Source organism: Streptomyces sp. NPDC001530 (assembly GCF_042894545.1).
Lineage (GTDB): Bacteria > Actinomycetota > Actinomycetes > Streptomycetales > Streptomycetaceae > Streptomyces.
The window spans coordinates 223,129-245,494 of sequence record NZ_JBIAVS010000005.1 but is presented as its reverse complement, the minus strand read 5'-3'; the positions used below and the strand labels follow the sequence as shown (position 1 = coordinate 245,494).

At 66.6% G+C, this 22,366-nt stretch carries 31 protein-coding genes; all 31 read right to left on the bottom strand.

All coding sequences use genetic code 11. From position 1 onward, the window contains the following. Positions 1-114: 114 nt before the first annotated feature. The 31 genes from ACFY0T_RS11795 to ACFY0T_RS11645 all read right to left on the bottom strand — a co-directional run bounded on the left by ACFY0T_RS11795 (position 115) and on the right by ACFY0T_RS11645 (position 22,357). On the bottom strand, positions 115-1,137 hold the full coding sequence (locus tag ACFY0T_RS11795) for a DNA-directed RNA polymerase subunit alpha (protein ID WP_003966937.1): 1,023 nt from the start codon (positions 1,135-1,137) through the stop codon (positions 115-117). A 140-nt stretch (positions 1,138-1,277) separates the two neighbouring features. Next, positions 1,278-1,682, bottom strand: coding sequence for a 30S ribosomal protein S11 (rpsK, locus tag ACFY0T_RS11790; protein ID WP_003956432.1), 405 nt, complete (start codon positions 1,680-1,682; stop codon positions 1,278-1,280). 64 nt (positions 1,683-1,746) lie between these two features. Beyond that, positions 1,747-2,127, bottom strand: a complete 381-nt coding sequence (gene rpsM / locus ACFY0T_RS11785; RefSeq protein ID WP_388867681.1) for a 30S ribosomal protein S13 — start codon at positions 2,125-2,127, stop codon at positions 1,747-1,749. A 202-nt stretch (positions 2,128-2,329) separates the two neighbouring features. Further along, a complete protein-coding gene (gene rpmJ, locus ACFY0T_RS11780) occupies positions 2,330-2,443 on the bottom strand; it encodes a 50S ribosomal protein L36 (RefSeq protein ID WP_003998809.1) in 114 nt (37 codons plus the stop codon). Between the two features lie 70 nt (positions 2,444-2,513). Next, positions 2,514-2,735 carry a translation initiation factor IF-1 gene (gene infA / locus ACFY0T_RS11775; RefSeq protein ID WP_003948620.1) on the bottom strand — a complete coding sequence of 74 codons (222 nt, stop codon included), beginning with the start codon at positions 2,733-2,735 and terminating at the stop codon, positions 2,514-2,516. A 152-nt stretch (positions 2,736-2,887) separates the two neighbouring features. After that, positions 2,888-3,724: a type I methionyl aminopeptidase gene (map, locus tag ACFY0T_RS11770; protein ID WP_388867678.1), complete on the bottom strand. Its 837-nt coding sequence runs from the start codon at positions 3,722-3,724 to the stop codon at positions 2,888-2,890. A gap of 227 nt (positions 3,725-3,951) precedes the next feature. Next, entirely contained in the window at positions 3,952-4,608 is a 657-nt protein-coding gene (locus ACFY0T_RS11765) for an adenylate kinase (protein ID WP_388867675.1), read from the bottom strand. After that, entirely contained in the window at positions 4,608-5,921 is a 1,314-nt protein-coding gene (gene secY / locus ACFY0T_RS11760) for a preprotein translocase subunit SecY (RefSeq protein WP_388867673.1), read from the bottom strand. Before secY ends, ACFY0T_RS11765 begins: the two co-directional genes overlap by 1 nt. A 245-nt stretch (positions 5,922-6,166) precedes the next feature. After that, on the bottom strand, positions 6,167-6,622 hold the full coding sequence (rplO, locus tag ACFY0T_RS11755; RefSeq protein WP_067018996.1) for a 50S ribosomal protein L15: 456 nt from the start codon (positions 6,620-6,622) through the stop codon (positions 6,167-6,169). Positions 6,623-6,624: 2 nt separating this feature from the next. Then, the gene (gene rpmD, locus ACFY0T_RS11750) at positions 6,625-6,807 is read right to left on the bottom strand and encodes a 50S ribosomal protein L30 (protein ID WP_003974250.1); all 183 of its coding nucleotides are present in this window, start codon (positions 6,805-6,807) and stop codon (positions 6,625-6,627) included. Next, positions 6,807-7,412 carry a 30S ribosomal protein S5 gene (gene rpsE / locus ACFY0T_RS11745; RefSeq protein WP_016645168.1) on the bottom strand — a complete coding sequence of 202 codons (606 nt, stop codon included), beginning with the start codon at positions 7,410-7,412 and terminating at the stop codon, positions 6,807-6,809. The genes rpmD and rpsE overlap by 1 nt, the downstream gene beginning before the upstream one ends. Before the next feature lie 64 nt (positions 7,413-7,476). After that, positions 7,477-7,860 (bottom strand): 50S ribosomal protein L18, encoded by a 384-nt coding sequence (gene rplR, locus ACFY0T_RS11740; protein WP_369248585.1) that lies wholly within the window; start codon positions 7,858-7,860, stop codon positions 7,477-7,479. A 3-nt stretch (positions 7,861-7,863) separates the two neighbouring features. Next, the gene (gene rplF, locus ACFY0T_RS11735) at positions 7,864-8,403 is read right to left on the bottom strand and encodes a 50S ribosomal protein L6 (protein ID WP_369248584.1); all 540 of its coding nucleotides are present in this window, start codon (positions 8,401-8,403) and stop codon (positions 7,864-7,866) included. A 24-nt stretch (positions 8,404-8,427) separates the two neighbouring features. Beyond that, complete coding sequence (gene rpsH, locus ACFY0T_RS11730) at positions 8,428-8,826, bottom strand: 30S ribosomal protein S8 (protein WP_055706474.1); 399 nt, start codon at positions 8,824-8,826, stop codon at positions 8,428-8,430. Positions 8,827-9,036: 210 nt separating this feature from the next. Then, positions 9,037-9,222, bottom strand: a complete 186-nt coding sequence (locus ACFY0T_RS11725) for a type Z 30S ribosomal protein S14 (RefSeq protein WP_003956452.1) — start codon at positions 9,220-9,222, stop codon at positions 9,037-9,039. A 5-nt stretch (positions 9,223-9,227) separates the two neighbouring features. Beyond that, positions 9,228-9,785 carry a 50S ribosomal protein L5 gene (gene rplE / locus ACFY0T_RS11720; protein ID WP_019329632.1) on the bottom strand — a complete coding sequence of 186 codons (558 nt, stop codon included), beginning with the start codon at positions 9,783-9,785 and terminating at the stop codon, positions 9,228-9,230. After that, entirely contained in the window at positions 9,785-10,108 is a 324-nt protein-coding gene (rplX, locus tag ACFY0T_RS11715) for a 50S ribosomal protein L24 (RefSeq protein WP_030046380.1), read from the bottom strand. Before rplX ends, rplE begins: the two co-directional genes overlap by 1 nt. A 2-nt stretch (positions 10,109-10,110) precedes the next feature. Next, the gene (rplN, locus tag ACFY0T_RS11710; RefSeq protein WP_003998823.1) at positions 10,111-10,479 is read right to left on the bottom strand and encodes a 50S ribosomal protein L14; all 369 of its coding nucleotides are present in this window, start codon (positions 10,477-10,479) and stop codon (positions 10,111-10,113) included. A gap of 108 nt (positions 10,480-10,587) precedes the next feature. After that, positions 10,588-10,875, bottom strand: coding sequence for a 30S ribosomal protein S17 (rpsQ, locus tag ACFY0T_RS11705; RefSeq protein ID WP_388867669.1), 288 nt, complete (start codon positions 10,873-10,875; stop codon positions 10,588-10,590). Further along, on the bottom strand, positions 10,875-11,099 hold the full coding sequence (rpmC, locus tag ACFY0T_RS11700; protein WP_003998824.1) for a 50S ribosomal protein L29: 225 nt from the start codon (positions 11,097-11,099) through the stop codon (positions 10,875-10,877). Before rpmC ends, rpsQ begins: the two co-directional genes overlap by 1 nt. Then, the gene (rplP, locus tag ACFY0T_RS11695; RefSeq protein WP_099500627.1) at positions 11,099-11,518 is read right to left on the bottom strand and encodes a 50S ribosomal protein L16; all 420 of its coding nucleotides are present in this window, start codon (positions 11,516-11,518) and stop codon (positions 11,099-11,101) included. The genes rpmC and rplP overlap by 1 nt, the downstream gene beginning before the upstream one ends. A gap of 5 nt (positions 11,519-11,523) precedes the next feature. Beyond that, positions 11,524-12,366 carry a 30S ribosomal protein S3 gene (gene rpsC, locus ACFY0T_RS11690; RefSeq protein WP_189190334.1) on the bottom strand — a complete coding sequence of 281 codons (843 nt, stop codon included), beginning with the start codon at positions 12,364-12,366 and terminating at the stop codon, positions 11,524-11,526. Further along, positions 12,366-12,713 carry a 50S ribosomal protein L22 gene (rplV, locus tag ACFY0T_RS11685; RefSeq protein WP_023547379.1) on the bottom strand — a complete coding sequence of 116 codons (348 nt, stop codon included), beginning with the start codon at positions 12,711-12,713 and terminating at the stop codon, positions 12,366-12,368. Before rplV ends, rpsC begins: the two co-directional genes overlap by 1 nt. A 41-nt stretch (positions 12,714-12,754) precedes the next feature. Further along, on the bottom strand, positions 12,755-13,036 hold the full coding sequence (rpsS, locus tag ACFY0T_RS11680; RefSeq protein ID WP_010986346.1) for a 30S ribosomal protein S19: 282 nt from the start codon (positions 13,034-13,036) through the stop codon (positions 12,755-12,757). A 12-nt stretch (positions 13,037-13,048) separates the two neighbouring features. Continuing rightward, complete coding sequence (gene rplB, locus ACFY0T_RS11675) at positions 13,049-13,885, bottom strand: 50S ribosomal protein L2 (RefSeq protein ID WP_099500625.1); 837 nt, start codon at positions 13,883-13,885, stop codon at positions 13,049-13,051. 39 nt (positions 13,886-13,924) lie between these two features. After that, complete coding sequence (gene rplW, locus ACFY0T_RS11670; protein ID WP_151482633.1) at positions 13,925-14,341, bottom strand: 50S ribosomal protein L23; 417 nt, start codon at positions 14,339-14,341, stop codon at positions 13,925-13,927. Then, entirely contained in the window at positions 14,341-14,997 is a 657-nt protein-coding gene (rplD, locus tag ACFY0T_RS11665; protein WP_388867664.1) for a 50S ribosomal protein L4, read from the bottom strand. The genes rplW and rplD overlap by 1 nt, the downstream gene beginning before the upstream one ends. Before the next feature lie 8 nt (positions 14,998-15,005). Further along, positions 15,006-15,650: a 50S ribosomal protein L3 gene (gene rplC, locus ACFY0T_RS11660; RefSeq protein ID WP_355782961.1), complete on the bottom strand. Its 645-nt coding sequence runs from the start codon at positions 15,648-15,650 to the stop codon at positions 15,006-15,008. 17 nt (positions 15,651-15,667) lie between these two features. Next, entirely contained in the window at positions 15,668-15,976 is a 309-nt protein-coding gene (gene rpsJ / locus ACFY0T_RS11655; RefSeq protein WP_003948644.1) for a 30S ribosomal protein S10, read from the bottom strand. Between the two features lie 780 nt (positions 15,977-16,756). Continuing rightward, positions 16,757-17,740, bottom strand: a complete 984-nt coding sequence (locus ACFY0T_RS11650) for an SUKH-3 domain-containing protein (protein WP_388867661.1) — start codon at positions 17,738-17,740, stop codon at positions 16,757-16,759. Beyond that, positions 17,741-22,357, bottom strand: a complete 4,617-nt coding sequence (locus ACFY0T_RS11645) for a DUF6531 domain-containing protein (protein ID WP_388867659.1) — start codon at positions 22,355-22,357, stop codon at positions 17,741-17,743. It abuts the gene before it with no gap. Positions 22,358-22,366: the final 9 nt, after the last annotated feature.

The window sequence follows — 22,366 nt, the reverse complement described above, 5'->3', positions numbered from 1 at the left end:
TGTTTCTCCTAGGTGTCTGCCCCGGCCGTATCAGGTACCGAGGTCAGTATCCGAGCGGGCGGATGCCCGTCGGAGATCCGGGGGTCTCTGCGAGACCCCCGGAAGTGAAACCGATCAGTACTGCTCGGTCTCCACGAACCCGGCATCCGCGTCGTCGTCGGCGCCAAAGGCGTCGGCGGCAGCGGTCGGGTCGAATCCGGGCGGGCTGTCCTTGAGCGCCAGGCCCATGCCGGCCAGCTTCGCCTTGACCTCGTCGATGGACTTCGCACCGAAGTTGCGGATGTCCAGGAGGTCGGCCTCGGAGCGGGCGACGAGCTCACCCACGGAGTGGATGCCCTCACGCTTGAGGCAGTTGTAGGAGCGGACCGTGAGCTCCAGCTCCTCGATCGGCAGCGCGAGGTCGGCGGCAAGGGCGGCGTCCGTGGGGGACGGGCCCATGTCGATGCCCTCGGCGTCGATGTTGAGCTCGCGGGCCAGACCGAACAGCTCGACCAGGGTCTTACCGGCCGACGCCATGGCGTCACGCGGACGCATGGCCTGCTTGGTCTCGACGTCGACGATCAGCTTGTCGAAGTCGGTGCGCTGCTCGACACGGGTCGCCTCGACCTTGTACGTGACCTTCAGCACCGGCGAGTAGATCGAGTCGACCGGGATGCGCCCGATCTCCTGACCGACCTGCTTGTTCTGAACGGCGGAGACGTAGCCGCGGCCGCGCTCGACGGTCAGCTCCATCTCCAGCTTGCCCTTGCCGTTGAGCGTGGCGAGGACGAGGTCGGGGTTGTGCACCTCGACACCGGCCGGGGGCGCGATGTCGGCGGCGGTGACCAGACCCGGGCCCTGCTTGCGCAGGTACATCACGACCGGCTCGTCGTGCTCCGAGGAGACGACCAGCTGCTTGATGTTGAGGATCAGGTCGGTGACGTCCTCCTTGACGCCCGGCACGGTGGTGAACTCGTGCAGAACGCCGTCGATGCGGATGGACGTGACCGCCGCACCCGGGATCGAGGAGAGGAGCGTACGACGCAGGGAGTTGCCGAGGGTGTAACCGAAGCCCGGCTCCAGCGGCTCGATCACGAACCGGGAGCGGAACTCGTCGACGACCTCTTCGGTCAACGAGGGACGCTGAGCGATCAGCATGTGTGGATCAGATCCTTCTTTCGTGGACGCCCGCTATTTGACGCCCGACGGAACCGCACGTTTCACAGTGCGGGTATTGCAAGGGTACGGGCGGCACGGCCGAAAAGCCGTACCGCCCGAATCCTCAAGACAACCGAGCCTCAGACGCGGCGGCGCTTGGGCGGACGGCAGCCGTTGTGCGGGGTGGGGGTGACGTCCTGGATCGAGCCGACCTCGAGGCCAGTGGCCTGGAGGGAGCGGATCGCGGTCTCACGGCCGGAGCCGGGACCCTTGACGAAGACGTCGACCTTGCGCATGCCGTGCTCCTGCGCGCGGCGGGCGGCCGACTCGGCGGCCATCTGCGCGGCGAAGGGGGTGGACTTGCGCGAGCCCTTGAAGCCGACGTGGCCGGCGGAGGCCCAGGAGATCACGTTGCCCGAGGGGTCCGTGATCGAGACGATCGTGTTGTTGAACGTGCTCTTGATGTGAGCGTGCCCGTGAGCGACGTTCTTCTTTTCCTTGCGGCGCACCTTCTTGGCAGCGCCCTGACGACCCTTGGGGGGCATCTATTACTCCTACGGGAGGTGGTCGGTCCTACAGCGAAGACCGCTGGTGAGCGTCCGCTGAGGACTACTTCTTGCCCGGCTTCTTCTTACCGGCGATGGCGCGACGCGGGCCCTTGCGGGTACGAGCGTTCGTGCTGGTGCGCTGACCGTGGACGGGCAGGCCACGGCGGTGGCGCAGACCCTGGTAGCAGCCGATCTCCACCTTGCGGCGGATGTCGGCCTGAATCTCGCGACGGAGGTCACCCTCGGTCTTGATGTTGTTGTCCACGTACTCGCGGATCTTGACCAGCTCCTCCTCGGAGAGGTCACGAACGCGGGTGTTCGGGTTGACGCCGGTCTCGGCCAGCGTCTTCTGCGAGAGGGTCCGGCCGATGCCGAACACGTAGGTGAGGGCAACCTCCACGCGCTTTTCGCGCGGGATGTCAACACCGGAAACGCGTGCCATTCAATGGCTCCAGTTGTCGTTCGGAGGTCTTCCGCAGAACCGATTCCCAGCCGCCGTACCAGGTACGAACTGGGTCCCCGGCCTCCGCCCGGGGGTATCAGGTCCGATGATCTCGCTGAGACTCAGCCCTGGATTCTGCGTATGAACATGTACTGCTTGCGTCGCGCGAAATATCTGCGGGTGCAGAAGGTTCGGTCGTGCGTCAGCCCTGGCGCTGCTTGTGGCGCGGGTTTTCGCAGATGACCATGACCCGGCCGTGACGGCGGATCACCCTGCACTTGTCGCAGATCTTCTTGACGCTCGGCTTGACCTTCATTAGGTGAGGTTCTCCGGGTCAGTGCCACCACCCGTGTCCCGCAACCGGGAGCACGGAGTAAGGGCAAGATCTACTTGTACCGGTAGACGATCCGGCCACGCGTCAGGTCGTACGGAGACAGCTCCACCACGACCCGGTCGTCAGGGAGGATGCGGATGTAGTGCATGCGCATCTTGCCGCTGATGTGTGCCAGGACCTGGTGGCCGTTCTGGAGCTCGACCTTGAACATGGCGTTCGGAAGAGACTCGACGACAGTGCCCTCGATCTCGATGGCACCTTGCTTCTTGGCCACGCTTCGCCCTTCGAATCGACTACCTTGATCGACTCCCCTACGTTCCCTTGCGGGCGCATGCAGACATGCGGATGCACGAGAGCCGACGAGTCAGTCTACGTCAGCCCCTGCGGAAAGACGAATCGAGAAAGAATGCCCCACTAGGGAGATCATTAAGCCAGGGGGTCCGGGGCCGCCGTGATCCCGTACTCGGCCAGCTTGGCCTTGCCGCCGTCGGGGGCGGTGAGGACCAGGGGGCCGGCCTCCGTCAGGGCGATGGAGTGCTCCCAGTGGGAGGACCAGGTGCCGTCCGTCGTGATGACGGTCCAGTCGTCCTCGAGGACCTCGGTCTTCGGTGTCCCCAAGGACACCATCGGCTCGATGGCGAGGCAGAAGCCGGGGACCAGCTTGGGGCCCTTGCCGCGCTTGCGCTCGACGTAGTTCAGCAGATGCGGGTCCATGTGCATCTCGGTGCCGATGCCGTGGCCGCCGTAGTCCTCGATGATCCCGTAGCGGCCGCCGCCGGGCTTCGGCTGGCGGCGGATGTACGTCTCGATGGCACGGGAGACGTCGACGAGCCGGCTGCCCTGCTTCATCGCCGCGATGCCGGCCCACATCGACTCCTCGGTCACCCGGGAGAGCTCGATCAGCTCCGGAGCGTGACCGGAGCCCACGAACGCGGTGTACGCCGCGTCCCCGTGCCAGCCGTCCACGATCGCGCCCGCGTCGATGGAGATGATGTCGCCGTCCTTCAGGACGGTCTTCTCGTCCGGGATGCCGTGGACCACGACCTCGTTGGCCGAGGTGCAGATGGTCGCCGGGAAACCGCCGTACCCCAGGAAGTTCGACTTCGCCCCGTGCTCCGCCAGCACCTTGCGGGCGACCTCGTCGAGATCCTTGGTCGTGGCACCGGGCACGGCCGCCTCACGCGTGGCCGCATGAATGGCGGCGACGACCAGCCCCGCCTCGCGCATCTTGGCGATCTGCTCGGGGGTCTTGATCTGCACCATGGCGGCTGCGGCCTTTCTGGACCGGAGAGTACGGACTGCTCCAACGATACGGGGGACAATGCGGGCCTCGCGGCGCGAAGCAGCCGCGCACCGGTGGCCATGGAGGCGCAGACCCGCCCCACACTTCGGCCGCGGCACCCCCCGGGGTGCCGCGGCCGAAACGACGTACTGCTTACGCGCCCTCACGACGGGACGACGTACCGCTGCTCAACGCGCCCCCGCGAGAATCACGCGGCCTCGCGGGACAGCGCCTCCATCGCGCGACCGGTGACCTCTTCCACCTTGCCGAGCGCCGAGATCGTGACGACCAGGCCCTGGGCCTTGTAGTAGTCGATGATCGGCTCGGTCTGCGTGTGGTAGACCTCGAGGCGCTTGCGGACGGTCTCCTCGGAGTCGTCGTCACGCTGGTACAGCTCGCCGGCGCAGACGTCGCAGACGCCTTCCTGCTTCGGCTGCTTGTACGAGACGTGGAAGACGTGCGCCGAGTCGTTGCGGCAGATGCGGCGGCCGGCGATGCGCTTGACCACCTCGTCCTCGGGGACCTCCAGGTCCAGGACCGCGTCCAGCTTCATGGCCTCGGCCTGCAGCATCTCGTCGAGCGCCTCGGCCTGCGAGACGTTGCGCGGGAAGCCGTCGAGGAGGAAGCCGTTCTCCGCGTCGGGCTGCTCCATGCGGTCCTTGGCCATCGCGATGGTGACCTCGTCCGGTACCAGCTCGCCCTTGTCCATGTAGGACTTCGCCAGTTTGCCGAGCTCCGTCTGCTGGCTGATGTTGGCGCGGAACAGGTCGCCCGTGGAGATGTGCGGGATCGACAGGTTCTTGGCGAGGAACGCGGCCTGTGTTCCCTTGCCGGCACCGGGCGGCCCGACGAGGACGATTCGCATCAGCGGAGGAACCCTTCGTAATTGCGCTGCTGGAGCTGGCTCTCGATCTGCTTCACCGTCTCAAGACCCACACCCACGATGATCAGGATGCTGGTCCCGCCGAACGGGAAGTTCTGGCTTGCCCCGAAGCCAACCAACGCCATCGTCGGCACGAGAGCGATCAGACCCAGATACAGCGAACCCGGCCAGGTGATCCGGTTGAGTACGTAGCTCAGATACTCAGCGGTCGGTCGGCCAGCCCGGATGCCCGGGATGAAGCCACCATACTTCTTCATGTTGTCCGCGACTTCCTCGGGGTTGAACGAGATCGCCACGTAGAAGAACGCGAAGAAAACGATCAGAAGGAAGTACAGACTGATGTAAATCGGGTGGTCACCCTTGGTCAGGTTCTGCGTGATCCAGGTCTTCCAGCCCGAGTCGCTCTTCGAGAACTGGGCAATCAGGGCCGGGATGTAGAGCAGCGACGACGCGAAGATGACGGGAATCACACCCGCCTGATTCACCTTCAGCGGGATGTAAGTGGACGTACCGCCGTAGGACCGGCGGCCGATCATCCGCTTCGCGTACTGGACCGGGATGCGGCGCTGGGCCTGCTCGACGAAGACCACCAGGCCGACCATGACGAGGCCGACGAGGATGACCGTGCCGAACTCGATCCAGCCGTCGGCCAGGGAGCCCTGCGTCTTGATCGCCCACAGCGCGGACGGGAAGGTCGCGGCGATCGAGATGAACATCAGGATCGACATGCCGTTGCCGATGCCGCGGTCGGTGATGAGCTCGCCGAGCCACATGACGACGGCCGTACCGGCGGTCATGGTGACGACCATGGTGATGGTCGTGAAGATCGACTGGTCCGGCACGATCTGACCGGCCAGCTGGCAGCCGCTGAACAGGGCGCCGCTGCGCGCGGTCGCGACCAGACCGGTGCCCTGGAGGATGGCGAGGGCCACCGTCAGATAACGGGTGTACTGCGTGATCTTCGCGGTGCCGGCCTGGCCCTCCTTCTTGAGGGCTTCGAGGCGCGGGATCACCACCGTCAGCAGCTGCAGAATGATGCTCGCCGTGATGTACGGCATGATGCCGAGCGCGAAGATCGTGATCTGCAGCAGAGCGCCACCGCTGAACATGTTCACCAGACCGAACAGACCGGTGTTGGCCTTCGCCTGGTCCATGCAGAACTGGACGTTCTTGTAGTCGACGCCCGGGATGGGAATGTGCGTACCGACCCGGTACACCACGATGATGGCGAGCGTGAAGAGCAGCTTCTTGCGCAGGTCGGGCGTCCTGAACGCCCGGGCGAACGCGGTGAGCACGGTGCCTCCTGCGACCCCCGCGCTACTGCGTCAGAGGTGACGGTCTTGAGGTTCGACGGATAACTGACAGCTAACCAACAGTCAAATGCCGTCCGGAGTTCCCCGTGAGGCACACCGGACGAAAATGTGCAGTGCAGGCCACCTTACCGGCGACACTGCCCCCCTTGGAACGACCAACCGGGGATGCCCCATTTGTGGGGCATCCCCGGTCGGGATCGCTCAAGTCATCGAGACGCCTGATGAGGTCAGACGAGCTCGGTGACGGTACCGCCGGCGGCGGTGATCTTCTCCTTGGCGGAGCCGGAGACGGCGTCGACCGTCACCTGCAGCGCCACGGAGATCTCGCCCTGGCCGAGGACCTTGACGAGGCTGTTCTTGCGCACGGCACCCTTGGCCACGAGACCCTCGACCGTGACCTCGCCACCCTCGGGGTAGAGCGCGGCCAGCTTGTCGAGGTTCACGACCTGGTACTCGGTCTTGAACGGGTTCTTGAAGCCCTTCAGCTTCGGAAGACGCATGTGGAGGGGCATCTGCCCACCCTCGAAGCGCTCCGGAACCTGGTAGCGGGCCTTCGTGCCCTTGGTACCACGACCGGCCGTCTTACCCTTCGACGCCTCACCACGACCCACACGGGTCTTGGCGGTCTTGGCGCCCGGGGCGGGACGGAGGTTGTGGATCTTGAGCGGGTTGTTCTCCGCCATGATCAGTCGACCTCCTCGACCGTCACGAGGTGGCGGACGGTGTGCACCATGCCGCGGAACTCGGGGCGGTCCTCCTTGACGACCTGCGTGTTGATGCCCTTGAGACCAAGGGAGCGCAGGGTGTCACGGTGGTTCTGCTTACTGCCGATGTACGACTTCACCTGCGTGATCTTGAGCTGCGCCATTACGCACCAGCCCCGGCACGCGCACGGAGAAGAGCCGCGGGGGCGACGTCCTCGAGGGGCAGACCACGGCGAGCCGCGATCTCCTCGGGACGCTGCAGGCCCTTGAGGGCCGCCACGGTCGCGTGCACGATGTTGATCGCGTTGTCGGAGCCCAGGGACTTCGACAGGATGTCGTGAACGCCGGCGCACTCGAGGACGGCACGCACGGGACCACCGGCGATAACACCGGTACCCGGCGAAGCCGGCTTGAGCAGGACGACGCCCGCGGCCTTCTCACCCTGGATGGGGTGAGGGATGGTGCCCTGGATACGGGGGACCTTGAAGAAGTGCTTCTTGGCCTCCTCCACACCCTTGGCGATGGCGGCCGGCACCTCCTTGGCCTTGCCGTAACCGACACCCACGGTGCCGTCACCGTCGCCCACCACGACCAGCGCGGTGAAGCTGAAGCGACGACCACCCTTCACAACCTTGGCGACGCGGTTGATCGCGACAACGCGCTCAACGTACGCGGTCTTCTCGGCGGCAGCTGCGCCGCCGTCACGGCCCTTCCGGTCCCGCCGCTCGCCGCCACCGGCACCGCCACCGCGGCGCTGGGGTCCAGCCATTGGATTACCTCTCTCTTTTTCCGCTAGCTACGCAGCATCAATCAGTCGCTGCGCGACGGGCGACTCAGAACTTGAGTCCGGCTTCGCGGGCGGCGTCCGCCAGGGCGGCGATGCGCCCGGCGTACTGGTTGCCACCACGGTCGAATACGACAGCCTCGACACCGGCAGCCTTGGCACGCTCGGCGACCAGGGCGCCGACCTGCTTGGCCTGCGCGGACTTGTCGGCCTCGCCACCACGGATCGTGGTGTCCAGGGTCGACGCCGACGCCAGGGTGTGACCCTTAACGTCGTCGATGACCTGGGCCACGATGTGGCGGTTCGAGCGCGTCACGACCAGGCGCGGACGCTCAGCCGTACCCGAGATGTGCTTACGGATCCGGATGTGACGACGCTTGATGGCAGCACGCTTGTAAGCGTCGCCCTTAGCAATCTTGACACCGTATGCCATGGCTTACTTACCCGCCTTTCCGACCTTGCGGCGGATGACTTCGCCCTCGTACTTGACGCCCTTGGCCTTGTACGGGTCAGGCTTGCGCAGCTTGCGGATGTTGGCCGCAACCTCGCCGACCTTCTGCTTGTCGATGCCCTCGACCGAGAAACGGGTGGGGGCCTCCACCTTGAAGGTGATGCCCTCGGGGGCCTCGACGGTGATCGGGTGGCTGTAGCCGAGCGAGAACTCCAGGTTGGAGCCCTTCGCCAGGACGCGGTAACCGACACCGCTGATCTCGAGCTTCTTCACGTAACCCTGGGTCACGCCGGTGATCATGTTCGCCACCAGCGTGCGGGACAGGCCGTGGAGGGCCTTGTTCTGACGCTCGTCGTTCGGGCGGGTGACGTTCAGCACGCCGTCCTCGCCCTTAGCGATCTCGATCGGCGCCGCAATGGTGTGGGAGAGCGAGCCCTTGGGGCCCTTCACCTGGACCGTACGGCCGTCGATGGTGACGTCCACGCCGGCGGGAACCGTGATGGGGAGCTTGCCAATACGCGACATAGCTGTTTCCTCCGTTCCCTTCCGTTACCAGACGTAGGCGAGAACTTCTCCGCCTACGCCCTTCTTGCCGGCCTGCTTGTCGGTGAGGAGCCCGTGGGACGTGGAGATGATCGCCACGCCGAGGCCGCCGAGCACCTTCGGCAGGTTGGTGGACTTCGCGTAAACCCGGAGACCGGGCTTGGAGATCCGCTTGATGCCCGCGATGGAGCGCTCACGGTTCGGGCCGAACTTCAGCTCGAGGACGAGGTTCTTGCCGACCTCGGCGTCCTCGACACGCCAGCCCGTGATGAAGCCCTCCTGCTGGAGGATCTCCGCGATGTGCGACTTGATCTTGCTGTGCGGCATCGACACAGAGTCGTGGTATGCCGAGTTCGCGTTACGCAGACGCGTAAGCATGTCTGCGATCGGATCAGTCATGGTCATGAATTGGCCTTCGGCCTCTCTCGCCGGGGTTTCCTGTATGCGCCATCCCTCTCCCCGCTCAGAGGCGGGACGGGTGCGGTGCGGGGACCTACGGCGTAGTAAGTCGTACGGGCGTCAGGCGCCCAACCCTCCTAGCCTAAGCCATGGAGGGGTGGGCACCTGACAGAGCCCTTTGCTTACCGAGAGCCTCTGGAATCCCGAATTACGGGATTACCAGGAGCTCTTGGTCACGCCCGGCAGCTCGCCACGGTGAGCCATCTCACGAAGGCAGACGCGGCACAGGCCGAACTTGCGGTACACGGAGTGCGGACGGCCGCAGCGCTGGCAGCGGGTGTACGCGCGCACACCGAACTTGGGCTTACGAGCAGCCTTGGCAATGAGAGCCTTCTTCGCCATCTCGCTTACGCCTCCTTGAACGGGAAGCCGAGGTGACGGAGAAGGGCACGGCCCTCAGCGTCGTTGGTCGCCGTGGTCACCACGGTGATGTCCATACCCCGGACGCGGTCGATCTTGTCCTGGTCGATCTCGTGGAACATGACCTGCTCCGTGAGACCGAAGGTGTAGTTGCCACGGCCGTCGAACTGCTTGGGGGACAGGCCGCGGAAGTCGCGGATGCGCGGCAGCGCGAGCGACAGGGTGCGGTCCAGGAACTCCCACATGCGGTCGCCACGGAGCGTGACGTGGGCACCGATCGGCTGACCCTCACGCAGCTTGAACTGCGCGATGGACTTGCGGGCCTTGGTGACGGCCGGCTTCTGACCGGTGATCGTGGTGAGGTCGCGGATGGCGCCCTCGATCAGCTTGGAGTCGCGGGCGGCGTCGCCCACACCCATGTTGACCACGATCTTGACGAGGCCGGGAACCTGCATGACGTTCTCGTACGAGAACTCCTCACGCAGCTTGCCCGCGATCTCCTCGCGGTACTTCGTCTTGAGACGCGGAGTGGTGGTGGTAGCCATCAGATGTCCTCACCCGTCCGCTTGGCAACGCGGATCTTGTTGCCCTCGTCGTCGAAGCGGTAACCGACGCGCGTGACGACCTTGTTGCCGTCCTTCTCCACGACCAGCTGGACGTTGGAGACGTGGATCGGGGCCTCGGTCGTGACGATGCCACCGGCCTGCGAACCCTTGGCGGTCGGGCCGGCCTTGGTGTGCTTCTTGACCCGGTTGACACCCTCGACCAGGACGCGCTCGTCGCGCGGGTAAGCGGCAATGACCTTGCCCTGCTTGCCCTTGTCCTTACCGGTGATGACCTGGACCAGGTCGCCCTTCTTGATCTTCATGCTTACAGCACCTCCGGAGCCAGCGAGATGATCTTCATGAACTTCTTCTCGCGCAGCTCACGCCCGACCGGGCCGAAGATGCGGGTGCCGCGAGGGTCACCGTCGTTCTTCAGAATGACGGCGGCGTTCTCGTCGAAGCGGATGTACGAGCCGTCCGGACGGCGGCGCTCCTTGACGGTGCGAACGATGACCGCCTTGACGACGTCACCCTTCTTCACGTTGCCACCGGGGATCGCGTCCTTGACGGTGGCGACGATGACGTCACCGATGCCCGCGTAGCGGCGACCGGAGCCACCGAGCACACGGATGCAAAGGATTTCCTTCGCACCAGTGTTGTCGGCGACACGCAGTCGCGACTCCTGCTGGATCACGTCTATCTCCTGATTGTCTGCCGGTTCCCGGCAGGGGCCGTGTCCCGTACGGGAGTTGGGCCCCTGCCGAGCCTGGCGGAACGAACCTGAGGGAAACCCCTCAGGTAATTACTTGGCCTTCTCGAGGATCTCGACGATGCGCCAGCGCTTCGTCGCGGACAGCGGCCGGGTCTCCATGAGGAGGACGCGGTCGCCGACACCCGCGGCGTTCTGCTCGTCGTGGGCCTTGAGCTTGCTCGTACGGCGGATGACCTTGCCGTACAGGGCGTGCTTCACGCGGTCCTCGACGGCGACGACGACGGTCTTGTCCATCTTGTCGCTGACGACCAGACCCTCGCGGGTCTTGCGGAATCCGCGCGCCTCGGTGTTCTGCTCAGTCACGTTGCTCTCGCTCATCAGGCGCTCTCCACCGTCTCGATGCCCAGCTCGCGCTCACGCATCAGGGTGTAGATCCGCGCGATGTCCTTACGGACGGCCTTCAGCCGACCGTGGTTCTCGAGCTGACCGGTCGCCGCCTGGAAGCGGAGGTTGAACAGCTCTTCCTTGGCTTCGCGAAGCTTCGCGAGAAGCTCCTCGTCACCCAGTTCGCGCAGCTCGGACGCCTTGGTACCGGCCGACATCACGCTTCACCTGCCTCGCGCTTGACGATCCGGCACTTCATCGGCAGCTTGTGGGCTGCGCGAGTCAGGGCCTCACGGGCGATCTTCTCGTTGGGGTAGGACAGCTCGAACATGACCCGGCCCGGGTGCACGTTCGCGACCCACCACTCGGGGGAACCCTTACCGGAACCCATGCGGGTCTCGGCGGGCTTCTTCGTCAGCGGGCGGTCCGGGTAGATGTTGATCCAGACCTTGCCACCACGCTTGATGTGGCGGGTCATCGCGATACGAGCCGCCTCGATCTGGCGGTTGGTCACGTACGCCGGCGTGAGGGCCTGAATGCCGTACTCGCCGAACGAAACCTGCGTACCGCCCTTGGCCTGACCACGGCGCTTGGGGTGGTGCTGCTTGCGGTGCTTGACCCTACGGGGGATCAGCATGTCGGTCAGGCCTCCGTTCCGGTGCTCTCAGCCGGAGCGGCAGCGGCGGCGGGAGCCTCGGCCTTGGGGGCCTCGGCAGCCGGCGCGGACTGCTGCTGCGGCTTACGACCGCGACCGCCACGCTCGCCACCGCGGCCACCACGGCCGGCCGGGCGGTCAGCGCCACCACGGGCCGGGCGGTTGCCGGCGCGGGCAGCGGCGTTCTCGGCGCGGACCTCGGCGATGTTCTTGACGTCGCCCTTGTAGATCCAGACCTTCACACCGATACGGCCGAAGGTCGTCTTGGCCTCGAAGAAGCCGTAGTCGACGTTCGCGCGAAGCGTGTGCAGGGGCACACGGCCCTCGCGGTAGAACTCCGAGCGGGACATCTCGGCGCCGCCGAGACGGCCACCGCACTGGATCTTGATGCCCTTGGCGCCCGCCTTCATCGCCGACTGCATGCTCTTGCGCATGGCACGGCGGAAGGAGACGCGGGAGGACAGCTGCTCGGCAACGGCCTGAGCAACCAGCTGAGCGTCGGTCTCGGGGTTCTTGACCTCGAGGATGTTCAGCTGGACCTGCTTGCCCGTGAGCTTCTCGAGGTCGCCGCGGATGCGGTCGGCCTCGGCGCCACGGCGGCCGATGACGATGCCCGGACGCGCGGTGTGGATGTCCACCCGCACGCGGTCACGGGTGCGCTCGATCTCAACCTTCGAGATGCCGGCGCGCTCCATGCCGGACGTCATCATCCGACGGATGGCGACGTCTTCCTTGACGTAGTCCTTGTACAGCTTGTCGGCGTACCACCGGGACTTGAAGTCCGTGGTGACACCGAGCCGGAACCCATGCGGGTTAACCTTCTGGCCCATTACCGGGTTCCTTCCTTGCTGCTGACGACCACGGTGATGTGGCTGGTCCGCTTGCGGATCCGGTAGGCGCGGCCCTGGGCACGCGGCCGGAACCGCTTCAGGGTCGGGCCCTCGTCGACGTACGCCTCGGAGACGAAGAGGCTGTCGGCGTCGGTGTGGTCGTAGTTGTGCGCGGCGTTGGCGATGGCGCTGTCCAGCACCTTGCCGACCGGCACGCTCGCGGCCTGCGGGGCGAAACGCAGGACCGCCTGAGCCTCCGTGGCATCCATGCCACGGATAAGGTCCACCACGCGGCGGGCCTTCATGGGCGTAACGCGGATGTACCGCGCCTGGGCCCTGGCTTCCATGGTTGTCCTTCCAGTGTCTGTCATGGTCATTCCACCCCGCGTTAGCGGCGCTTCGACTTCCGGTCGTCCTTGACGTGACCCCGGAAGGTGCGCGTCGGCGAGAACTCGCCGAGCTTGTGGCCGACCATCGACTCGGTGACAAACACCGGAATGTGGGTCTTGCCGTTGTGCACCGCGATCGTGTGGCCGAGCATGGCCGGGATGATCATCGAGCGACGGGACCAGGTCTTGATGACGTTCTTGGAACCGGCTTCGTTCTGGGCGTCCACCTTCTTGATCAGGTGGTCGTCGACGAAGGGCCCCTTCTTGAGACTGCGCGGCATCTAAACCCGCTCCTAGCGCTTCTTGTTCGTCTTGCGGCGGCGGACGATGTACTTGTTCGAAGCCTTCTTGGGCGAACGAGTACGACCTTCCTTCTGACCCCACGGGGAGACCGGGTGGCGACCACCGGAGGTCTTGCCCTCACCACCACCGTGCGGGTGGTCAACCGGGTTCATCGCCACACCGCGAACGGTCGGGCGAACGCCCAGCCAGCGCTTGCGGCCGGCCTTACCCCAGTTGATGTTGCTCTGCTCGGCGTTGCCGACCTCGCCGACGGTGGCGCGGCAGCGCACGTCGACCAGGCGGATCTCACCGGAGGGCATGCGGAGGTGAGCCATCTGGCCCTCCTTCGCGAGCAGCTGCACGGAGGTACCGGCGGAGCGGGCGAACTTGGCACCGCCACCGGGACGGAGCTCGATCGCGTGGATCGTGGTACCGACCGGGATGTTGCGGAGGGCCAGGTTGTTGCCCGGCTTGATGTCGGCCCCGGGACCGTTCTCGACGCGGTCACCCTGCTGCAGGTTGCGCGGGGCGAGGATGTAGCGCTTCTCGCCGTCGGCGTAGTGCAGCAGCGCGATGCGCGCGGTGCGGTTGGGGTCGTACTCGATGTGCGCGACCTTCGCCGGCACGCCGTCCTTGTCGTGACGACGGAAGTCGATCACTCGGAAGGCGCGCTTGTGTCCGCCACCCTGGTGGCGAACGGTCACACGACCGGCGTTGTTACGGCCGCCCTTGCTGTGCAGCGGGCGGACCAGCGACTTCTCCGGCGTGGACCGCGTGACCTCGACGAAGTCGGCGACGCTGGAGCCACGGCGGCCCGGCGTAGTCGGCTTGTACTTGCGGATTCCCATTTCTCAGTCCTCGTCCGATATTCGGACCAGGGCGCTCCGTTAGGAGGCCTGGCCGAAGATGTCGATACGGTCGCCCTCAGCGAGGGTCACGATCGCGCGCTTGCTGTCCGCACGCTTGCCGAAGCCGGTGCGGGTGCGCTTGCGCTTGCCCTGACGGTTGATCGTGTTGACCCCGGTGACCTTGACCGAGAAGACCGCCTGGACGGCCTCCTTGATCTGGGTCTTGTTGGCCCGCGGGTCCACGACGAAGGTGTACTTGCCCTCGTCGAGCAGCGCGTAGCTCTTCTCCGAGACGACCGGCTTGAGGAGCACGTCACGGGGATCCGTGAAGGACTTGCTCAGCGGGGTCTCGACGGTGTTCTTGCCCTCGGTGGCGTGGCGCTTCGCCTTGGCGACGCGCGCGGCCTTGGCGGCCTTGGCGGCCTTCGAGGCGATGCTCGGGTGACGCGTAGCCATCAGGCTTCGCTCCCTTCGGTGTCAGCGGCCTTGGGGCCAGACACGAAGGACTCGAAAGCGGCCTGGGTGAAGACCACGTCGTCCGAGACGAGAACGTCGTACGTGTTCAGCTGGCCCGGCTCCAGGATGTGGACCTGGGGCAGGTTGCGCGCGGAAAGCAGCGCGGCCTCGTCGGAGCGCTCGATGACCAGGAGCACGTTCTTGCGCTCGCTGATCTTGCTGAGCAGGCTCTTGGCGGCCTTGGTGGAGGGGGTCTCGCCCTCGATCACGCCGGTGACGACGTGGATACGAGCGTTGCGGGCCCGGTCGGTGAGGGCGTGGCGCAGGGCCGCGGCCTTCATCTTCTTCGGGGTCCGCTGCGAGTAGTCACGCGGCACGGGACCGTGCACGACGCCACCACCGGCGAACTGCGGCGCGCGGGTCGAACCCTGACGGGCGCGACCGGTGCCCTTCTGGCGGTAAGGCTTCTTGCCACCACCACGGACTTCACCGCGGGTCTTGGTCTTGTGCGTGCCCTGGCGGGCAGCGGCCAGCTGCGCGACGACGACCTGGTGAAGCAGCGGAACGCTGACCTTCTCGACGTCGAAGATCTCCGCGGGGAGCTCGACCGTCCCGGTCTTGTCGCCTGCCGGCGAAAGGATGTCAACAGTGCTCATCGGTTACCTCAGGCCCCCTTGGCCGCGGTGCGGACCAGGACGAGGCCGCCGTTCGGACCGGGAACCGCGCCCTTGATGAGCAGCAGACCCTTCTCCGCGTCAACGGCGTGGACGGTCAGGTTCTGGGTGGTGACCCGCTCGTTGCCCATACGACCCGCCATGCGGAGGCCCTTGAACACACGGCCCGGGGTGGCGCAGCCACCGATGGAACCGGGAGAGCGGTGCTTGCGCTGGGTGCCGTGACCGGCGCCGAGGCCCTTGAAGTTGTGACGCTTCATGACACCGGCGAAGCCCTTGCCCTTGCTCTTGCCGGTCACGTCCACCTTGACGCCGGCCTCGAAGGTCTCGGCGGTGATCTCCTGGCCGAGGGTGTACTCGCTGGCGTCAGCGGTACGGATCTCGACGAGGTGACGACGGGGGGTGACGTCGGCCTTGGCGAAGTGGCCCTTGAGGGGCTTGTTCACCTTGCGCGGGTCGATCTCGCCGAAGGCGATCTGGACCGACTCGTAGCCGTCGGTGTCGTTCGTACGAACCTGGGTCACGACATTGGGCCCGGCCTTGACGACGGTGACGGGAACAACACGGTTGTTCTCGTCCCACACCTGCGTCATGCCGAGCTTCTCGCCCAGGATGCCCTTGATCTGCTTAGCCATTCTCAGATCACCGGCCCTCAGAGCTTGATCTCGATGTCGACACCGGCCGGGAGGTCGAGTCGCATCAGAGAGTCAACGGTCTTGGGCGTCGGGTCGAGGATGTCGATCAGGCGCTTGTGCGTGCGCATCTCGAAGTGCTCGCGCGAGTCCTTGTACTTGTGCGGCGACTTGATGACGCAGTACACGTTCTTCTCAGTGGGCAGCGGCACCGGGCCCGCGACCGACGCACCAGTGCGGGTCACCGTCTCGACGATCTTCTTCGCCGAGCTGTCGATGACCTCGTGGTCGTAGGCCTTGAGCCGGATGCGGATCTTCTGTCCCGCCATGGCTACTCAGTAGTCCTTTGTCTCGTAAAACGCTCTGGTACCCGGGGGTCCGCGTCCCTTACCTCCGACCCACGCGGTCGGGCGTGTCGCGCTCCTGCTGACAGAGATATCCGTAGTGGATTTCCCTGCCAAGGGACGCGGCTCAGCCCAAAAGCAACCGCAGGACCGGGGGCTGGACACCCACCGGGCGCCTGGTCGGCACCCCGCTGACACTTCCCGGAAGATTCCCGTACGTCCGCCCCAGCGCTGCCTTCCGACAGTTGGAGCGACGAGTACTGTGGGACTCGCTTCCAGTCCTCCCGGCGGGAGGCGCGCAGCATCGGCACTCGACCGAGCAACCCCGTTAGTCTGCCATACGGGGCGGGGGGCTGGCCAATCGAGCCGAGGATCGTACCCCGAGGGTGACGTAGGTCAAACCCGGCTCGGCTGGGACCGCGGGACTGGCCTCCAAGGAGCCGCGCCGGGGTCGCGTCCGGCCCTGCACGGTGCCCCGCACCGCGGCCAGCACCCATCGCCGATACCGACCGCCTCGCGAGCGGCCGCCACGTATTCGAGGCACGCGGCTCGAAGCCTCGCCTCGATCGCGTCCGCCTGGATCCCGATCGAGTGTTCGGCGAAGTCGAGGGCAGGCGCCAGATGGTGTTTCCCGATTCGTCGAGGAGTTCGATGGGCGTTCCGACAAGGTCGGTCACGGCGGGGGCTGGCCAATCGGGCTGGAGGGAATACCTCGGGAGCGACGTGGGTCAAACCCGGGGCCCGAGGTCCGGCCCCGCCCGTGAATCAGTGCAGAGCCTCTGGGCGGACCGGCCTGGTGAGCTTTTCCAGGGCCTCGTCGGGTGTGGCGGCCCACAGCGAGACCGAATCCATGCCCATGTAGACCGCGCCGTCCTCCGCCATCGCCAGGTACCGGTTCCGGCGGTCGACCATGCCGAGAGGGTAGAGATCGGCTCCGGCCTGCTCACCGAGGTCGTCGAGGATCTCGGCGTCCCACATCGCCAGGAGCGGGTCCAGCTGGAAGTCCGTCCACGGCATGGTGTCCAGGGGGGCGCGGGGAGGGATCCCGACGTGACCGAATTCCGCGAGGAACCGGCGCGCGGCATCGTGGATCTCGTACTCGCCGGACTCCAGCAGGATGCTCTCCCAGGTCGTCACGGGGACCGACCGGCCCGGAAACCAGCCGCCCGCCCGCAGCACGCGATGCGTCTGGGCAGACCAGCGCCGCTCGGTCGCGTCGTCGTCGGCGGCCACGCCATCGAGCCGCCGCCAGAACGCCTCGGCACCGCCGGGGGGCACGTCGGCGGTCCGGGGCACACCCCTGGCGCCCTGTGCCGCGATCAGCCGGTCCAGGGCCTGTTCCACGGTCACACCGAGCAGTTCCACGCGGTCCCCGGCGATGTAGAGCCGACCGTCCTCGGCGATGCCCAGGCGGCTGTTCCCTTCATCCGCCCTGCCCACGGGGTACAGGGGAGTCCCGGCCTCTCGACTCATCCTGGCGTACGTCTCGTCCTCCCACTCGGCCTGGAGGGGATCGAACCGGATGGCCGACCGGGTCGTGACCGGGTCGGCGGGCCAGCCGTACGTCACCAGCCCGCCGAAGGCACGGAGGAAGCGTCGAGCAGCGTCGTGGGGCACGAAGGAACCGCGCTCCCGCAGGATCCACTCCCACGTGTCCGTCGGCACCGCACGGTCCGGCCGCCAGCCCGCCCGGCGAAGCACACCTTCGGTCTCCGAAGACCAGGACCAGGTGGTCTGGTCACTCCCCATTCACAACACCGCCCTCACACCCAGTTGATCAAGAACATGCTGACAGGACGCACAGGGCGCCTTCGGAGTGTTGTGCATGGGGTTGCCCGGCGCGCGAACGTTCACGGCCGCGCTCACTCCGCCCCGGGGATCCACCCCCGCCTTCATGGCGTCCGACAGCGCTTCGGCCTCACCGCACTTCGAGTGCGCTCCGCCGACGCTGTCCTTGATGGCTTGCGGGACCCGATCGTATGCGGCCTGCACGTCAGGGTGGAGATTGTGGCTGCCGCCGCCCTTGAGGCTCGCACCGTGGAACACCTGGTCGTGCCCCGGCACCGATAGTCCGGCCGTGCTCGTCGGCCTGGTCTTCTTACTGGCTCCCGGACGCTGCTGCTCCAGGTCGGCCCGCCGCCGGGCGGCGTCCCGTGCCGCATCCTCGCAGGAGGGCGCCAGCCCGAAGGGGTCGACGGCCGTGAAGGGATCGGCCACGTAGGTGCGGGGGTTCGGCCCGGGCGCCAGGCCCAGAGGGTCGAAGGAGGCGTACTGGCCGGTCTCGGGGTCGTAGTGGCGGTGATAGTTGTAGTTGAGCGCCGATTCAGGATCGTGGTACTGGCCCGGGAAGCGCAGCGGACAGTGCCCCCCGTCGGGCAGCCGGTCCTCGAGTTGTGCGCCCCATACCGTGGTTCGCGCTTGCCAGGCCAACTCCCCTGCTTCGTCGAACAGTTCGGTGGGCGTGCCGACCACGTCGGTGACGATCGAGTAGAAGCGATCGTCCACCCACTCCTGGGAAAGTTCGCCCGCCCGCACCCTGTCCACCTGGGTGACCGGGCTGAACCGGTCCCGCTCCCAGTCCCACACGGTGCATACGGGCGCCTTGTCACCCGACCTGGCGACCTGCTCAGCCGGAACGAAGCCGTCCCAGACAAAGGTCACCTCCTCCACCACGGTGACGCCGTCGGAGGCGAACCGACGTTTCGCGACGCGCCGACCGAAAGGGTCGTATTCATAGGCCCACTCGGTGCCGTCGGGAGTGGTCACTCCGACCAGGCGGTCCTGGCTGTCCCAGCGGTACCGCCATACGTCCGGCTTGCGCGAGAGGCGTTTTCTCCGCCTGACCACCGCCCGGCCCTGGGCGTCGTACTCGTAGGCGATGTCCCCAGCCCTGCGGACGGTCCCTTCCGTCGCACCCTGGACGGGATGGACGGGGAGGTCGTTCGACCATTCGCCTTCGCTCAGGTTGCCGCCCGCGTCATACGCGTAGCGTTCCGACCACGTCGCCGCCCGCACGCCGGTGACCCGTCCCGAAACGTCGTGGTCGACGCGACGGTCGCCGTTGAGAAGATCCCTGATCGCGGCGATCGTTCCGTCCGGCTGGTAGCGGTAGGCGCGATGCTGGATGCGCCGCGGTCCGCCCAGACCCCCCGGATCAGCCGGCCCAGCGGTGACGGTCTGCGAACTCAGCCTGCCGGCCGTGTCCCAGGTCTGTCGCAGGACGACATCGCCCGCACGGCGTTCGATCTCCCGGCCCGCCGAGTCGTACCCGAACGTGACGGTCCTGCCCGCCGTCCGCAGCGACACCGGCCGGTCGCGTCCGTCGTACTCCCACACGCTCTCGGCGTTCGACGGGGTCACACGGCGGACTCGCCTGCCCAGCAGGTCGTAGTCCGAGCGCACCGTCGCCCCGTTGCACGTCTCGGCGACGACCCGGCCGCGGGCGTCCCGCTCGTACGTGAGCTCCATGCCGCCGCTGACCACGCGCCGTACCTGTCCGATGGCGTCGTACGCGTACGCGGTGACGCCTTCCGGGGTCCGCTGTTCCGTGACCTTGCCGAAGTGGTCGCGGATGTACTCGATGGACTCGCCTGCGCCGTTGGTCTGGCCGACGAGGCGGCCGGCCCCGTCGAACCGGTAGCTCTGTTCGCGTCCACCGAAGTCCCGCTCCCGGACAAGCCGTCCCGCTTCGTCGTAGAAGTAACTCCACGCGGAACCCTGCTGGTTGATCACCGAAGTGACGCGCAACTCGCGGTCGTGGACGAACTCCAGACGCGAACCGTCGGGGTCGGTACGCGCTGCCAGGAGGTCGAACCCGCCGTATTCGAAGCGGGTGGTCCGGCCCTGGGGGTCCGCGTGCTCGACGAGGTTGCCCTCACCGTCGTACACACGCCGTTCCGTGCTGCCGTCGGGCAGGACGCGCCGGGCTGGCAGGCCTTCCGGCGTCCAGCTCAGCCGGGTGACGAACCCGTCCGGGTCGGTCTCGGCGACGACTCTGCCGAACGCGTTACGCGCATAACTCGTGGTCGCGCCCTCTGCGTCGGTGGACGCGACGGTCAGGCCCGCCGCGTCCGTCTCCAGGAGGGCGGTACGACCGAGGGCGTCGGTGACCGCGCCGAGCGCGCCGTTCTCTTCGTACCGGTAGGTGACCCGTGCCCCTGTGGGATCCGTTTCGGCGATCAGGTTCCCACGGGGGTCGTACTCCATGTGCCAGACGTGACCGTCGGCCTGGGTGACCGAGACCGGCTGTCCGAACGTGTTGTTCTCGGCCGACTCACAGCTGCCGTCGGGCCGGACGACGGAGATCGGCGCGCCCAGCTCGTCGTACACGTAGCGGCTCGTCCGGCCGAGGGGGTCCGTCCGCGAGAGCAGGCGGTCGTAGCGGTCCCACTCGGAGTACGTGGTGTTGCCGAGCGGGTCGGTCGCGGCGACGAGCTGGTGAAGCTCGTTGTACCGGTACGTCGTGGTGTTGCCGAGCGCGTCGGTGTAGCGCGTCTCCCTGCCCTCAGTGTCGTACGCGACGGAGCAGGAGAGACGTCCGTCCGCGCCCTCCCCGCGTATGCACCGGTCCTGGTCGTCGTAGGTGAAGCGGTACCAGGATCCGTTGCGGTCGGTCCACGAGGTGATGCGCGCACGATCGTCGTACGTGAGCTTCAGCGGCAGACCACTGGAGTTGTACACCTCCGTGAGGTCGCCATCGGGGCTGTAACCGAAGCGCCTCAGGAGGGTGCCGCGGGGACCGTCTTCCGGATTACGCAGGCGAAGGCCGGCGACGCGCTCGCCCTCGGTGTCCACATGGATGTAGTGGCCGCCCGAGTCGCGAACGGCGACGGGGATTCCGTCAGCATCACGATCGAAGTCGACACGGTATCCGTTGCGGTCCGTGATCGCGGCGATGAACAATGTGAACGCGTGGTCGGCCGCCGTGGGTCGCTGCCGGGCGGAGAAATGGCGTGTGACACCGCTGATCGGGTCGGTGATGCGCAAAGGCGCGCCAGGCTCTCCGTCCCAGTCCAGCGGCCAGCGCGGACCCTCCGACGGCATCACCGATGTGCCGGGCTCCGGCACCGGATAAAGGAGGATCATGCCGTCCTCGGTGGCGAAGGCGGCGCCCTGGTCGTCCAGCTCTAGGCGTTCGTCCAGAGTGGAGGCCCAGGACGGCCCGAAAGAACGACCACACGCGTACGTCGACAGGTGTGTGCGCCGTAGGACCAGCGGAAGCAGTCCAGGCAGTTCGACGTCGGTCTCGGCCATGAACATCTCGCCGGAGACCATGTCGATGGGATCGCCGTTCAAGCAGCGCCCCTTGCCGGGCTTGCTCTTGGCCAGGGCGTCGTCGGCCTCCTTGCGCAGGCCCTTCTTCCCCAGGCTCTTCGCCATGGCCTTGAGGCCGCCTTTACCCAGGGCTTTCATGCCCTTGGCGAGTTTGCCGAGGCTGGTCAGGCCCTTGCCGCCGGGTATGCAGTCCAACGCCGCGAAGGCGACATCCCACAGGGAGGCCTGACCCTTCGCGTATTTATTGAGCGTGTCCGCGAGGACGACGAGCGCGGCCACGAGGACGATGGCGCCGAGGATCGGACCACCGATGATCATCGCGATGATGCCGACCACCGCGACGACGACCTTGCAGACCGCGACGATGGTGTCCCAGTTGTCGGAGAACCAGTCCCCGACCTCCTCCCACCACTTGCGGTTGTGGATGCCCGCGTCGGAGGCCTCGTCGATCTTGTCCTTGGCGGTCTTCGCCGCCTCCTCCCGCATCTTGCGGGCGTCCTCAGCCATCTTCTTCGCCGCGTCCAGCGCACTGTTCGCGGACGTGACATCCGACTGGGCCGAGGTCTGGGCGGACTTGGCGTGCTGCGCGTCCCGGGTCGCGGCCCGCACCTTCGCCTCGTCCGGCTTCTCGGCGTCCTTGCTACCGGTCGGGTCGTCCTTGTACTTGTCCGCTTCCTTGTTGGCCTTCGTCACCCACGAATCAGCCGAGGAAAGGCGGGACTTGGCCGAGGAGAGGTCCGACTGCGCCTCGCGGCCCTTCGCCAGGGCCTTGTCCGCCAGTGCCTGGGCGCGCTCCAGCTTGGGCCAGTAGTCGGTGAGGGCGTCCCCCGCCATCTCGTACGACTTCTTCAACTTCTTCAGCTGCTTCGGCACGTCCGAGAACTCGTCCTGGAACGCCTTCGCCGACTTCCCCGCCCACTTCAGGACCGCGTCCTCGTCCGCCATCCCCTTGATCAGGCGAAGGGCATCCGATACGTCGTCGGCGAAGTCGTGCAGGTTCTTGGCCAGATGGCGGACGCGATCCGGGTCCCCGGGAGTGGGGTCCTTGTCCAAGTCCAGGACATGCCAATCCTTCGGCCGGTTCCCCGCCACGCCGCAACC